This window comes from Enterococcus sp. AZ141 (assembly GCF_051714385.1).
Classification (GTDB): Bacteria; Bacillota; Bacilli; order Lactobacillales; family Enterococcaceae; genus Enterococcus_D; species Enterococcus_D entomosocium.
In genome coordinates, this window is sequence record NZ_JBIORT010000001.1 from 3,343,951 (window position 1) to 3,358,716 (window position 14,766).

At 41.0% G+C, this 14,766-nt stretch carries 11 protein-coding genes; all 11 read right to left on the bottom strand.

From position 1 onward, the window contains the following. Nucleotides 1–9: 9 nt before the first annotated feature. Nucleotides 10–1,443, bottom strand: coding sequence for a glycogen synthase GlgA (glgA, locus tag IGI89_RS15405; RefSeq protein WP_144330976.1), 1,434 nt, complete (start codon nucleotides 1,441–1,443; stop codon nucleotides 10–12). Continuing rightward, nucleotides 1,440–2,591: a glucose-1-phosphate adenylyltransferase subunit GlgD gene (glgD, locus tag IGI89_RS15410; RefSeq protein WP_016613233.1), complete on the bottom strand. Its 1,152-nt coding sequence runs from the start codon at nucleotides 2,589–2,591 to the stop codon at nucleotides 1,440–1,442. The genes glgA and glgD overlap by 4 nt, the downstream gene beginning before the upstream one ends. After that, a complete protein-coding gene (locus tag IGI89_RS15415) occupies nucleotides 2,581–3,723 on the bottom strand; it encodes a glucose-1-phosphate adenylyltransferase (RefSeq protein WP_016613232.1) in 1,143 nt (380 codons plus the stop codon). The genes glgD and IGI89_RS15415 overlap by 11 nt, the downstream gene beginning before the upstream one ends. A gap of 42 nt (nucleotides 3,724–3,765) precedes the next feature. Beyond that, nucleotides 3,766–5,700: a 1,4-alpha-glucan branching protein GlgB gene (gene glgB / locus IGI89_RS15420; RefSeq protein WP_016613231.1), complete on the bottom strand. Its 1,935-nt coding sequence runs from the start codon at nucleotides 5,698–5,700 to the stop codon at nucleotides 3,766–3,768. Between the two features lie 174 nt (nucleotides 5,701–5,874). After that, complete coding sequence (locus IGI89_RS15425; RefSeq protein ID WP_005236791.1) at nucleotides 5,875–6,282, bottom strand: hypothetical protein; 408 nt, start codon at nucleotides 6,280–6,282, stop codon at nucleotides 5,875–5,877. Between the two features lie 94 nt (nucleotides 6,283–6,376). Continuing rightward, nucleotides 6,377–6,823: a hypothetical protein gene (locus tag IGI89_RS15430; RefSeq protein ID WP_005236794.1), complete on the bottom strand. Its 447-nt coding sequence runs from the start codon at nucleotides 6,821–6,823 to the stop codon at nucleotides 6,377–6,379. 197 nt (nucleotides 6,824–7,020) lie between these two features. Beyond that, nucleotides 7,021–7,830 (bottom strand): DUF1803 domain-containing protein, encoded by an 810-nt coding sequence (locus IGI89_RS15435; protein ID WP_438735827.1) that lies wholly within the window; start codon nucleotides 7,828–7,830, stop codon nucleotides 7,021–7,023. An 88-nt stretch (nucleotides 7,831–7,918) separates the two neighbouring features. Continuing rightward, nucleotides 7,919–8,848 carry a manganese-dependent inorganic pyrophosphatase gene (locus IGI89_RS15440; RefSeq protein WP_008379685.1) on the bottom strand — a complete coding sequence of 310 codons (930 nt, stop codon included), beginning with the start codon at nucleotides 8,846–8,848 and terminating at the stop codon, nucleotides 7,919–7,921. A 94-nt stretch (nucleotides 8,849–8,942) separates the two neighbouring features. Next, nucleotides 8,943–9,698, bottom strand: coding sequence for a pyruvate formate-lyase-activating protein (gene pflA, locus IGI89_RS15445; protein WP_008379682.1), 756 nt, complete (start codon nucleotides 9,696–9,698; stop codon nucleotides 8,943–8,945). Nucleotides 9,699–9,802: 104 nt separating this feature from the next. After that, the gene (pflB, locus tag IGI89_RS15450; protein WP_008379680.1) at nucleotides 9,803–12,031 is read right to left on the bottom strand and encodes a formate C-acetyltransferase; all 2,229 of its coding nucleotides are present in this window, start codon (nucleotides 12,029–12,031) and stop codon (nucleotides 9,803–9,805) included. A gap of 270 nt (nucleotides 12,032–12,301) precedes the next feature. Further along, entirely contained in the window at nucleotides 12,302–14,764 is a 2,463-nt protein-coding gene (gene parC / locus IGI89_RS15455) for a DNA topoisomerase IV subunit A (protein ID WP_005236805.1), read from the bottom strand. Between the last annotated feature and the right edge of the window lie 2 nt (nucleotides 14,765–14,766).

Genomic DNA, 14,766 nt, shown 5'->3' on the forward strand with positions numbered 1-14,766 from the left:
TTAAAACAATCAAACTTTGATATTATTATACAACTCAACATAAAGATCTGAGCTTTGATTCCAGCTAAAATCTTTTTTCATTGCTTGCTTGACTAATGCCGTCCATGTTGTCGGATCCGATTCATATAATTCAATCCCCTGTTTTAAGGCATTCATCAAGTAAAAAGGTGAAAACTCTTGGAAGCCAAAGCCGGTTCCTTGTTTCGTGATCGGATTATAGGAATCCACCGTATCTTTCAAGCCACCGATTTCATGAACGATCGGTAATGTACCATAACGCATCGCGATCATCTGCGATAGTCCACATGGTTCAAAAGCCGAAGGCATCAAGAAGAGATCCGCTGCTGCGTATAACTTTTGCGCCAGTGCAATATCAAAAGAAATCGCGGCAGCACATTTGTCAGGATATTTCTGCGCAAAGTAGCGAAAGCCTTCTTCAAAATCATGCTCACCGGTTCCCAATAGGATAAACTGGACATCAAACTGCAAGAGGTTTTCCATTTCTTCAAGAACTAAATGGAACCCCTTTTGAGTGGTCAAACGACTGACAACGGAAATCAACGGAACCTCTTTACGAGTTGGCAAGCCAAACTGTTCTTGTAGCGCTCGCTTGTTTTTAGCTTTTCCTGATAAATCCTCGACACTGAAAGGATAGTCCAAATGAGGATCGGTTTCTGGATCATTCATTTCATAATCAATTCCATTCAAGATACCGCTTAGCTTGCCACTTTCCATGCGTAAAATGACTTCAAGACCACAACCAAACTCAGCTGTTTTGATTTCTTCACTATAGGAAGGACTGACGGTCGTGATGCGGTCCGCATACAAGATTCCTGCTTTCATAAAGTTCAAGCAATCGTTTAAACGCAAGGTTCCATCATCATATCTTTCCGTACCCATCCCAAAAAGATCCGGTAAAATATCGCGACTATACCACCCTTGAAACCCAATGTTATGGATCGTCAAAACGGTGCGTATGTTTTGATACGCTTGGATCCAATGATATTTTTCTTTGATCAAGAACGGAATCATCGCCGTATGGTAATCATTGACATGTACGATGTCTGGAATAAATTCAATGCGTTCCATCATTTCGATCACGGCTAATTGGAAGAAAGCAAAGCGTTCCCCATCATCATAAAAATCATAGAGCCGTTCGCGACCAAAATAGTAGAGATTGTCTATGAAATAATAAGTCACAGCGCCTAGAACTAATTTTTTGATTCCACAATATTGCTTGCGCCAGCCGACCGCCACTTCAAAGGAAAAACAATCTTCCATTTGGTCTTGGTATTCGGCAGGCATTTTCGTGAAATAAGGTAAGACGACAACTGTCTCGACGCCTTTTTTGACCAACTCTTTTGGCAATGCACCTGCAACATCCCCTAACCCGCCTGTTTTAAAAAACGGAGCGCACTCTGCTGCTGTAAACAAAACCTTCATGCGCTTGCTCCTCCGATTACATCTTCTGTCACATGAGAATTCTTCTTAATGACAATCGGCGTTTCTTTGGTTCCCTGCACTTTTACACCTTCTGCGATGGTTACATTTTTATCTAAGATCGCATAAGAGACTTCGGCACCTGCTTTGATTTCGTTATTTCCGAAAATGATCGCGCCTTTGACTTTTGCCTCAGGATGGATTTTCGTACGGCGAGCAACCAGTGACTGCTCGACAGAGCCTTCAACGATGCAACCAGAAGCAAAGTGGCTATTTTTCACCTCAGACGTTTCCGAGTAATAGGTTGGTACTTCATTCTTCAATTTGGTATAGATTTTTTGATTCGAATAAAGCAATGAAGTGAATTTATGCACATCTAGCATGTCCATATTTGTTTGATAATAAGAAGAGATATCATAAATGTTACTTAAGTAACCAGTGTACTCATATAGGCCAGTGTTCTCCACAGAGATCATCTCTCGTAAAAATTGACCGAGATCTGCCGTTGCGCCAACTTTTTGCCCTTCTTTAAGAGCCGCGATCAGACGATCCGTTTGAATGATAAAAATATCCGTACACAAGTTGACTAGGGAGCCAACTTCCCCTTTTTTCGCTTGGATCGCTTCTTCTAAGTGTCCTTCACTGTCAACATTAAACAACAAGTCACTTTCAGAAACATTGTCACTACCGATGCGTTTATACACCACAGTCATTTCATTGCCTTGTAGTTGATGAATTTTCAGCAAAGCACGCAAATCGATGTTGCATAAGATTTTGCTGCCCATAAATACAGTGTGATCTGATTTTGATTTTTCCAAATAGTCAATGACGTTATAGTAGTACTCTTGCCCTTCGGCTTGCTTTTTCAATGAGTCTTGGAATAAGTGGATAAAGAACCGGTTTTGAACACCGTCCAAGTTCCACTCTTTTCCACCACCGATATGATCAAAAACTGACTGGGTCTCTCCTTCATTGAAAATCATGTAGACTTGTTTGATGTTGGCATTTTCAATACTTGAAAGATTGAAATCCAGCAAGCGATATTTGCAGTCAAACAACAAGGTCGACAGCGGACGATTCTCCGTTAATGGCATCAAGTCTTGGTATCGCTGTAGGTTCCCTAAAATTGCACACATTTTATTAGTTCTCATCAATCGTCACCCCTAAAATTTCAGAATAGCCGACTACGGCAATTTCGTCTGTTCCATCGATCTCTGCGTCGTCACCAATCACTGCATTTTCCCCAACGATCACACGATTTAATTTGACATTTCTACCAATCACCGCTCCAGGCATGATCACGCTATCTTTGATAGTCGAGCCTTCTTTCACTTGCACGTTCTCTGATAAAATACTGTGCTCGATCTCCCCAGCAACATAGCAGCCGTCCATCACAAGCGAATTTTTAGCAGCACCGGTTTCAGTTACAAAGTGCGGCGGTGCGATTGGGTTTTTGGAGAACACTTGCCAGCTTTTATCCCGGATATTCAACTCCATGGCTGGATCAATAAATTCCATGTTGGCTTCCCATAAGGAATCGATCGTTCCTACGTCTTTCCAATAGCCAGAGAAGCGATAGGCAAAAACGTTGTCGCCGCTTTCTAGATAAGAAGGAATGACATGTTTCCCAAAATCGACCATTTCGCCGTCTTTTGTGTAGTTACTCAATAGCATACTGCGTAGACGACTCCAATCAAATATATAGATCCCCATCGAAGCAAGATTGCTTTTTGGTTCGGCTGGTTTTTCATCAAATTCGATGATGCGGTCATTTTTATCAGTATTCATGATTCCGAAACGAGAAGCATCTTTCATCGGAACTTCGAGAACTGCAACCGTCAATGAAGCATCATTTTCTTTGTGTTTTTCCAGCATTTCTTCGTAATCCATTTTGTAGATATGGTCGCCGGACAAAATCAAGACGTATTGCGGGTCCATCTCATCGATATAGGCGATGTTTTGATAGATGGCATGGGCAGTTCCCTCAAACCATTTTTCGCCTTCTGAATTTGAATATGGCTGTAAAATCGTCACACCGGTACTGATTCCATCCAATCCCCAACTGGCGCCATTGCCGATATGGTTGTTCAGTGCTAAAGGTTGGTACTGCGTGACTACACCCACATTTTTGATTCCAGAATTGACACAATTACTCAACGTGAAATCGATGATCCGATACCTGCCGCCAAACGGAACTGCTGGCTTGGCAATATTTTTTGTTAGTTTCCCTAAACGAGTCCCTTGTCCTCCTGCGAGGATCATTGCTAACATTTCTGTTTTCATTTTGTTTGGTGATCTACTCACCGTTCCCCCTCTACTCTTTTTTTATGCTTTCTTTACTGCTTTTTTACGAGTCATTTTGATTTTTTCTGGTTTGATAATCAAAGCCCCAAGTGCAGGCAAAATTGTTTTGATTTGATAGTCGTATTGTTTAAAAGGGGCATTACTGGTCTGGCAGTCTTGGTTATTAGCCACCCAAGTTCCACCAAATACATCCCGTTCAGTGTTTAAAATCTCTCGATACGTTCCTTCGTATGGCACGCCGATCGCAAAATCGTGACGCTCCACTGGTGTCAGATTGACAACAACGATCAAGAAATCTTTTTTCGTTTTTCCTTGTCGTAAGAAAGTCAATGTCGTTTCATCTAAGTTGTCTGCATCGATCACCATCAATGAATCTTCTTGATCATCCAATTCCCAAAGGGCTCGTTCTTCTTTGTATAGTTCATTCAAGGTCTGGGTGAAGAACTGCATTTTTGCATTTAATGTGTCGTTTAAATCGACCCATTCAAGCCCATGATCATATTTCCATTCTAAAAACTGTCCCCATTCACTACCCATGAATAACAATTTTTTCCCTGGATGCATCATCATGTACGTATAGAGATTTCGTAGTTGTGAAAACTGTTTGTAGCGGTCCCCCCACATTTTATGCATCAAACTTTTTTTACCATGAACGACTTCATCATGAGAAAGTGGCAAGATATAATTTTCTTGCATCCGATACATGAAAGAGAAAGAAAGCAGATTTAAATGATCTTTACGGAAAATCGGGTCCATTTCATAAAAACGCAGGACATCGTTCATCCAGCCCATATTCCATTTATAATCAAATCCTAACGCGCCTTCTTCGACCATTCCTGTTATTTTGGTTTCAGACGTACTTTCTTCTGCAATCATGACCACTGCTGGATGGGCTAACTTGATAACAGAATTAAGCTTCTGTAAAAAGTAATAGCCTTCAAAGTTGCGATTGCCCCCTTCGTGATTTGGTTCCCATGGACCTTCATCATAATCGCGATAGATCATGTTGGAAACGGCATCTACCCGAATACCATCAATGTGGTAAAATTCGATCCAGAACAAGGCACTTGAGATCAGAAAGCTTTGGACTTGTGGTTTGCCGAGATCAAAGTTGATCGCACCCCAGCGAACATTTTTGGCACGGTTTTCATCCATGTATTCAAATGTCGGCGTGCCGTCATAATAAGCTAAGCTGTCATCATTGACACAAAAATGTCCTGGTACCCAATCAACAAAGACACCAATATTTTCTAAATGGCATGCCTCTACAAAGTCTTGAAATTCTTCTGGTGTCCCATAATAGGAACTGAGCGCAAAATAACCTGTCAGCTGATAGCCCCACGAGGTACCTAATGGATGTTCCATCAAAGGCATAAATTCGATATGGGTATAACCCATTTTTTTCACATAAGGAATAAGTTCATCTTTTAATTCAGAGAAGCGATAAGGGGTGCCGTCTTCGTGGTGCTTCCACGAGCTGGCATGAACTTCATAAATATTTAGAGGTCGATTAAATGTTTTCTGTCTTTTTTTGCGGCCTTGCCATAGTCCATCCCGCCATTTTTTTTGTGGGATCGAATGCAACACGGCAGCAGTTCCTGGTCGAGCTTCGAAATGGACAGCAAAAGGATCAATCTTCAATACTTCTCGTCCATTTGCTTGTTTGACTTTGTATTTGTAAAGCTGTCCTTCTTTTACTTGGTTGGTCTCAATCTCCCAGACCCCAGATTCTGCCCTTTTATTCATTGGCAAAGTGTCTGTCCATTGGTTGAAATCACCAACCAGCCAAACTTGTTGAGCGTTTGGTGCCCAAACACGAAACACATAGCCATCATCCGCTTGATGGGCTCCTAAGAAATGTTGGACATAAAAATTTTCACCGCTCAGAAAGTCCTTTTCTGCAGTCAGTACCTGTTGTTTGGTAACCACTCTCTCATCAGTCCTCCTTCGACTCATCTTGATCGCTTATTCTTTAACGATCGATCATTGTCCCATTTTTTCATAGAGAAGCATTTGCAATCAAACGATCTCTACTGTTAGCATAGCATAAAATAAAATTCTAGTAACCTAATAACCCTATGATACGAACGAATTATTCAGGACAGAAAAAAACAGCTTGAACGTATCTGTTCAACCTGTTTCAGCTCTACTTTTTAGCTTTTGGAAAATGAAGTATGTGACTACACTTAACTGAAACAAACTTGCCAAAACCAGGATGAAAACAACCATCACCGGAAATGTCTCAGTTAATTCAACATATGCCAGCAGTGTCCCAAATGCAGAAGAGGCGGAGCAAAAACACCAGAATCGAAACCCGTAAAAACTCGTCACTACGGTATAAAGACTAATAATCCCCAATAAGAAAAGCTGAGTAAATCGGTCAAATACCGTATCGGTATAATAAATTTCACCTAACATGACTTGGATCGTACCAAAACTAGTTGGTACTTTATAAAGCGTCAGCAATGCACCGATCAAACTGAATGCACCAATCAAAAGATGACTGCCAGCTAAGCTGATTCGAATGTTTAGTTTCACGCGTCCTTCACAACCTTCAATCTTCGATCCTTTTACGAAAACAACTGCTTCTACAGCCGTTTCCCTTCTTCGCTAGAGCCGAAATCACCTTCAATTATTTTGCTTGCCAAAGCTCTTTTACTTGCCCATCGGTGTAAACTTTATAGGCTTTATTTACTGCCAAGGACTTGTCTGCGTGACCAATTAAGTAATAATTGCCATCACAGTCAAACTCTCCCTCACTCAATAATTTATAACTCGTTAATGGACCATCTGCCATTTTTTTTGCCAAATAACGAAGGGCATTCGCGGGATTCACTAAATAGTTTTGATTCACTAGCCAATCAATAACCACTGAAACGATCGTATTTGCCCCAAATCGTTCCTTTTGCTTTAATGCGAGAATGAGATCTCCATCAGAAAAACGCGTTTCATCGATCCCCGCATTTGTAATTGCTTGCCGTGCCGCTTCTATCTCTGACATTGATACGAATGTAATCATTTCTGCTTTCGTTTTATTCCGTTCCAACTGTTCAAAATCAACCGTTTTATATCCTTCCATTTTTATATCCCCTTTCAACGTTCTAAAATCATCATATCATCAAGAAATCAAATCTCCAAACAAAACGATCGTTATATTTTAATTTTTATTCATCAAATTATCATTTTAGTGAACAAGAAAAAAAGCTATTAGAATAACATCTAACAGCTTTGTAATATTCAGAAAATTTAAAACAAATAACATAATTATTAGAAATCTCAATTATCATTGAAAAAAAACGTGTTGTATGAACCTGCTTTTTTCACAAAGTGAGCGAGCACTGATCGTTGCAAGAAAATATCCTTTTCAGCAGATGGATAACGGCCGTTTTTTAGATTATCACAATTTATTTCTTCCAGCAAGAAATCTAGCTCGGAACTAACGATTTTCAACTGTTGAAGCGATTCTAGAAAAATACTCGGACGCACTTTTTTGTTTTTACGGATACGTTCAAAGATGACACTTACTTGATCTAAGTAATAGACCGGATCGACATCGCCGATCAAATCCATTAGTTCGTCATAAACCGATAGATTTTGCAGCTGGCGATTTGCTTCAAAAAAAGCCGGCAGCGTTGGTGGCCATGGCGCTTCTGCGTATGAGATCATCTGAAAACTTTCATGGGCCAAGGAATAAACAATCCCCTGCTCCACCTCCTGCAAACAACCATAGAAGTATTTATTTTCACTACTTAATGTCGCAAAGTTTTTGAGAAAACCAGCGATTTCTTGTGTTGACCAATCAAGGGCATCTTGATAAAAACCGTCACTTTCTTGCAGCTGCTTTTGATCTTCTTCAGTATAAACAGGAAAACCTAAAAAATAGCGTCGATTTTGGCGGATGATCAAAGCTGATGCGATCAGACGGTCAAGGGTTTTATCAATTGACACCTCTGGAAACTTCGCTTTTAGCTCTCGTAGTGTCGGCGGTTCTTGACAGCTTAAAAGCACATGAACCAAATCATGGAATTCAGAAGATGCCAGGATCGGTTGCAACGAACGATAATGGGGACTATAAAAAAATTTCACTGTGTGTACTCCTTATTAAAAAAATCATGAAAAATGCTGGCTTGATCTACCAAAACAGATCTCACCAGCACTCTGACATTTATCCTAATTATCCTTCGAAAACCGCTGTTAATTGAGGAACGATTTGTTTTTTACGAGAAACAACGCCAGGTAAAAAGGCACGATGGTTCGTTAATGTCGTTTCAAACGCTGCTTCTACTGGGGCAATTGGTTCACCAACAACTAATAGCTCAGAATTACTGTCTAAGATATCAGTAGCAACAAGCAAGAACAAATCATAGCCATTTGCTGACATTGATTCTTTCATGGCAGCTTCCAATTCTGCTTGACGGTCAAAGACCTCTTTTAGGTCGACTGTATTGACTTGTCCGATACGGATGTTTTTCCCGCCCATTGGGAAGCTTTTTGCATCAAGATCCAGCAATTCTGCGGCTGATTTCGTCCCAAGATTTGTGCCGGCTTTCAACATATCCAATCCGTATGCTTCCAGTTCAACACCTGCTAAAACCGCTAATTCTTTTGCTGCCGCTACATCTTCATCGGTACATGTTGGCGATTTGAACAACAATGTATCGGAGATGATCGCTGAAAGCATGATTCCTGCGATCGCTTTTGGAATTTCCACTTGATTTTCTTTGTATAACTTCAATACGATCGTACTGGTACAACCAACAGGTTCTGCACGATAATACAACGGATTGGCTGTCTCAAAGTTAGCAATACGGTGATGATCAACCACTGCCAACACTGTAACATCCGCAATATCTGCCGCACTTTGCTGAAACTCATTGTGATCCACCAGCATTACTTCTTGTGTTTCCTTAGTTACTGAATCGATTACACGAGGAGCAGCCAGGCTAAAGGTGTCTAGTGCAAATTGTGTTTCTTCATTCGGTGTACCTAGCGCCACCGCTTCACAGTCTTTCCCAAGTTGATTTTGTAAGTTTGCAAAGGCAATCGCTGCACCAATAGCGTCGGTATCAGGATTTTGGTGACCGAATACTAATATTTTCGACATTTCTTCATCGCTCCTATTTCAATTGATATTCACTTTCTAATCATAGTAAAAAAACAGGAAAGAAGCAATAGCAATCTCTTCTTTCCTGTTTTGATCAACGGGTTAAGTAGCCTTTATAGTCATCTACATGGAGCAAACGTTTGGCATTTTTCACCCGATCTTCGGTTGGTGGTTCGATCCCTTCAAGGGGATATTTCAAGCCTAGCTCATCCCACTTGTATTTCCCCATCGTGTGATAAGGTAAGATCTCAACTTTATCGACATTCTTCAACGTCTTGATAAATTCATCCAAACGGATCAAGAAGTCATCATAATCGCTTCTAAAAGGAACCAGCACATGACGAATCCAGACGGGCTGATTGATCTCTGAAAGATAATTTGCCATATCCAAAATATTATCATTGGATTGGGTGGTCAGCTCTTTATGGGCTTTGTTATCGATATGTTTGATATCAAACAACAGCAAATCAGTCACAGTCATCAACTCTTGAAACTTACTGAAAAAAGGCTCTTCTCGTGTAAATGGTTTTCCGCAAGTGTCCAGTGTTGTGCTGACCCCTTCTGCTTTGGCTTTGCGAAACAGATCGATCAGAAAGTCCATTTGAAGTAACGGTTCCCCACCACTAACGGTGATCCCACCTTTTTGTCCCCAGAATTCGCGATATTTCAACGCCTCTTCTAAGACGTCATCGGTCGTTCGTTCGATACCCGTGCCAATCTTCCAAGTATCTGGATTATGACAAAACTGGCAACGCATGCGGCATCCTTGCATGAATACAATAAAACGGATACCTGGTCCATCTACTGATCCAAAACTTTCTGTTGAATGTACTTGTCCTGTTACTGCCATAATGCTCTTCCTTTCTTCGAAACGACGGATAACCATGCTCCGTCTGATACTCTCAAAACAAGAGGCGGCGGATTTTCCCGTCCGCCGCCTGAAGTTGTTGCTTATTACATTGCTTCGTGCATTGTACGAGCAATGACATCATCTTGTTGTTCTTTGGTTAATTTAATGAAATTAACCGCATAACCAGAAACCCGAATCGTTAATTGTGGGTATTTTTCTGGGTGAGCTTGCGCATCAAGTAATGTATCACGGTTAAATACGTTGATATTTAAGTGGTGACCACCTTTTGCTGCATAGCCATCTAGCATTGTTGCTAGGTTTTCTTGTTGTGTCTCATCGTCACGACCTAATGCTTTAGGTACGATTGAGAAGGTGTTTGAAATACCATCTAATGAGTAATCATATGGTAATTTCGCAACTGACGAAAGACTTGCTAATGCACCATGCGTATCGCGGCCATGCATTGGGTTTGCACCTGGAGCAAATGGTGCACCTGCACGACGTCCATCAGGCGTGTTCCCTGTTTTCTTCCCATAAACCACATTAGAAGTGATTGTAAGGATCGAAGTTGTATGTTTTGCATCACGATATGTTTTTGTGCGTTTTACTTTCTTCATGAAAGCTTTCAACAAGTTGACTGCGATATCATCTACACGGTCATCATTGTTTCCGTATTTAGGATAATCGCCTTCGATTTCGTAATCTTCAACAATGCCGTTTTCATCACGAATCGTACGAACTTTGGCATATTTAATCGCTGATAATGAATCAACTGCAACAGAGAAACCAGCGATACCAGTAGCCATCGTACGTAGAATATCTGTATCTTGGAGCGCCATTTCAATGCGTTCATAAGAATATTTGTCATGCATGTAATGAATGATGTTCAATGTGTTCACATACAGATCACAAATCCAGTCCATCATTGTGTCATATTTTTCCATTACTTCGTTGTAATCCAAGTATTCAGAAGTAATTGGTTGGAATTTTGGTCCAACTTGTGCTTTTGATTTTTCATCGACCCCACCGTTGATTGCATACAACAATGTTTTCGCTAAGTTGGCACGAGCACCAAAGAATTGCATTTGTTTCCCGATGCGCATTGCGGATACACAACAAGCGATTCCGTAATCATCGCCCCAATGTCCACGCATCACATCATCGTTTTCATATTGAATCGCTGATGTTTGGATCGACATTTTCGCACAGAATGTTTTGAAGTTATGAGGCAAACGTGTTGACCATAAAACAGTCAAGTTTGGTTCTGGTGCTGGACCTAAGTTTGCTAGCGTGTGTAAGAAACGGAAGCTGTTTTTTGTTACCATGTGGCGTCCATCTTCACCCATACCAGCGATTGACTCAGTTACCCAAGTTGGGTCACCAGAGAACAATGCGTTGTAATCAGGCGTCCGAGCAAATTTCACAAGACGTAGTTTCATGACAAAATGGTCAACGATTTCTTGTGCTTCTTCTTCAGTGATCACGCCATTTTTTAAATCGCGTTCAACATAAATATCAAGGAAAGTTGACGTACGTCCCAATGACATTGCCGCACCATTTTGCTCTTTGATGGCTGCTAAGTAACCAAGATATAACCATTGGAATGCTTCTTTCGCCGTTTGAGCTGGTTTAGAAATATCAAATCCGTAAATGTTTCCTAATTCTTTCAATTCGCTTAAAGCGCGAATTTGTTCACTTAATTCTTCACGTTGGCGGATAATGTCTTCAGACATGGTTCCGTTTCCGCAATACAATAGGTCTTGTTGTTTTTCTTTGATCAAGAAATCCACTCCGTATAATGCAACACGACGGTAGTCACCAATGATCCGGCCACGGCCGTATGCATCAGGAAGACCTGTGATTACACCAGAACGACGAGCTGCTCTGATTTCAGGTGTATAGGCATCAAATACCCCTTGGTTATGTGTTTTACGGTAGTCGCGGAAAATGTGAGAAACTTCCGCATCGATTTCATAGCCGTAAGATTCTGCTGCTTGTTCTGACATGCGGATGCCGCCAAATGGTTGCAAGCTGCGTTTAAATGGTTTTTCCGTTTGGAAACCAACAACTGTTTCTAAGTTTTTGTCTAAGTAGCCAGGTCCATGAGAAGTAATCGTTGAAACGACTTTTGTATCCATATCCAATACGCCGCCAGCTTCACGCTCTTGCTTGTTCAGTTCCATGACTTGATCCCATAGCTTCGTCGTTGCTTCAGTAGCATCTGCTAGGAATTCATCTGTTCCGTCATAAGGTGTGTAGTTTTCTTGGATGAAGTCGCGTACGTTTACTTCTTCTTTCCAAGTTTTTCCTTTAAATCCATTCCATTGTTCCATCTGATGGACCTCCTTAAATTTTCTGTTCACTAATGTAACAGCTTTACGTGAACAGTATAACACACACCCTAATGATTGCAAGTGTTTTCAAGAATTATTTTGAACAATTTAGTTTTTTTTAAGATTTTTATTATTAAAAACGTTGATTTATAAGCATTTATCAAATGTGAATCTTTTATTAAAGTGCGTTTTTTATCAATGTGAAAGATTAATTAAGGGGCAAAAAAGCAACCATTCTGTACTGGTACAGAATGGTTGCTTTGTTATAATTTATAGTACAGAATCCTCTGCGATTGCAGGACTGATTTGTGTTTTCACTTCGTAGATTTGCCCCCCTGTTTTCTCATCCATGATAAATGAGCCGTTGGAGGTCCGATCATTGATCGGGATTTGATTCGTGATGACTTCAAAGGCTTGTCCTTTTTGGTTGGTTACCAGTAGCTGCTGGTTCTCTCCATTCCCCATATAGACTACGCGATGAGGGTTTTTCTTCAATTCCCGTAAGACCATCAATCCACGCTTCGCCCGTCCTAATTGGGTGATCTCTTGGGCTAGCATGCGTTTTGCTGCGCCACGTTGGGTAATCAGAACGATCGGTGTATCCCCTTCTGAATAAACTAACAACCCATTGATAAGATAATCATCCGCTTTAAGGTTCATCGCTTTGACCCCAGCTGCTTTTGGTCCCACAACGGGCACTTCATTAAGCGAATACCGTAAGCCAAAGGCAAGATGACTGACTAAAAAGACATCCATTTCTTCTGTTTGATCAGTCAAAAAGACATTGACTAATTCATCTGATTCATCTTTCAGCTTCATGATCGTCATTGGCCGTGTCTTATAGGTGCGCCAAGGTTCAAATTCCGTCATTCGTGTTTGTTTAATCATGCCGTTTTTACTGATCAGCACAAAGTTTTTCAACGGATCGATCTCTTTGTAGGCAAAGACCCCAATGATCATTTCATCTTGCGCCAGTGTCATAACCGTTTGCGAAATATGTTCGCCTAGATCTTTCCATTTTAAATCAGGCAATTCATGAACCGGACGATAGATCGTGTTTCCTTTATTGGTTACCAATAACAGATGATCCAACGTATTCATTTGGTTGCTGTAAAGTAAAGAGTCGCCTTCTTTCATGCCGATCTCTTCTGGTTTTGAGGCACCGTAAGAACGCAAACTGCTGCGTTTGACATAACCGTCTCTTGTGACTGTCACGACGACTTCTTCTTGCGCGACTAAAACTTGTGTTTCGATCTTGATTTCTTGAATTTCGGCTTCGATCTCAGTCAATCGCGGTGTCGAATATTTTTTCTTGATCTCCCGCAATTCCTTTTTGATCACTTTCAGTAATTCACTTTCCTCATTTAAAATCGTTGTCAATTCAGCGATCGTTTCAGCAAGTTCTTTCGCCTCTGCTTGCAATTGTGTGATATCCGTATTGGTCAAGCGGTACAACTGTAAGTTCACAATGGCTTCTGCTTGCTCTTCCGTAAAACCGTGCTGAACAACCAGATTGTTTTTGGCATCTTTTTTGTCTTTACTGCCGCGAATGGTGGCGATCACTTCATCAAGAATCGATAAAGCTTTGATTAACCCATCGACGATATGCTGTCTCTTTTGGGCTTTTTGCAGTTCAAAACGACTGCGTTTTTCGATCACTTCACGCCGATGCTTGATGTAGCTTTCTAAAATCCGTTTCAAACCGACTTGTTGGGGGCGCATATTGTCGATAGCCACCATGTTGAAGTTGTAGTTGATCTGCAATTCGGTATTTTTAAATAAATAATTTAAAATTCCTTGTGCATTTGCTTCTTTTTTCAGCTCGACAACGATCTGCAAACCAGTACGGTCAGTTTCATCACGCACTTCAGCAATCCCGTCGATCCGTTTATTCAAACGAATCTCATCCATTTTTTTGACTAGATTGGCTTTATTGACCTCATAGGGAATCTCATTGATAACGATTTGCTGCTTGCCACCTTTGATGTCTTCGATCTTGGTTTTCGAACGCAGGATCACTTTGCCTTTGCCTGTTTCATAGGCTTTTTTGATTTCTTCTTTCCCTTGTAAAATCCCTCCTGTTGGAAAATCAGGGCCGGGAATATACTTCATCAGCTGATCCAAAGAAGCTTGCGGATGGTCGATCAAATAGACCGTTCCATCAATGATTTCCCCTAAATTATGGGTGGGAATTTCCGTTGCATACCCAGCTGAGATCCCAGTTGAGCCATTGACTAACAGATTTGGGTATTTTGCTGGTAAGACCGTTGGTTCTTTTTCGGTATCATCAAAATTCCACACCAATTCGACGGTGTTTTTTTCGATATCTTTTAACAGCTCACCGCTTAATTCTGAAAGTCGTGCTTCGGTATAACGCATGGCAGCTGGCGGATCACCATCCATACTCCCGTTGTTTCCGTGCATTTCAATCAAAATCTGACGCAATTTCCAGTCTTGGCTCATGCGGACCATTGCTTCATAAATACTCGAGTCACCATGGGGATGAAAGTTCCCCATGATATTCCCGACTGATTTCGCTGATTTGCGGAAGCCTTTGTCATACGTATTGCCGTCTTGGTTCATGGCGAACAAGATGCGCCGCTGAACCGGTTTTAACCCATCACGAATATCTGGCAATGCCCGTTCTTGAATAATGTATTTGGAATATCGACCGAAGCGATCTCCCATCACTTCTTCCAATGTCAATTCTTGTATATTGCTTCTGTGTTCCAAGA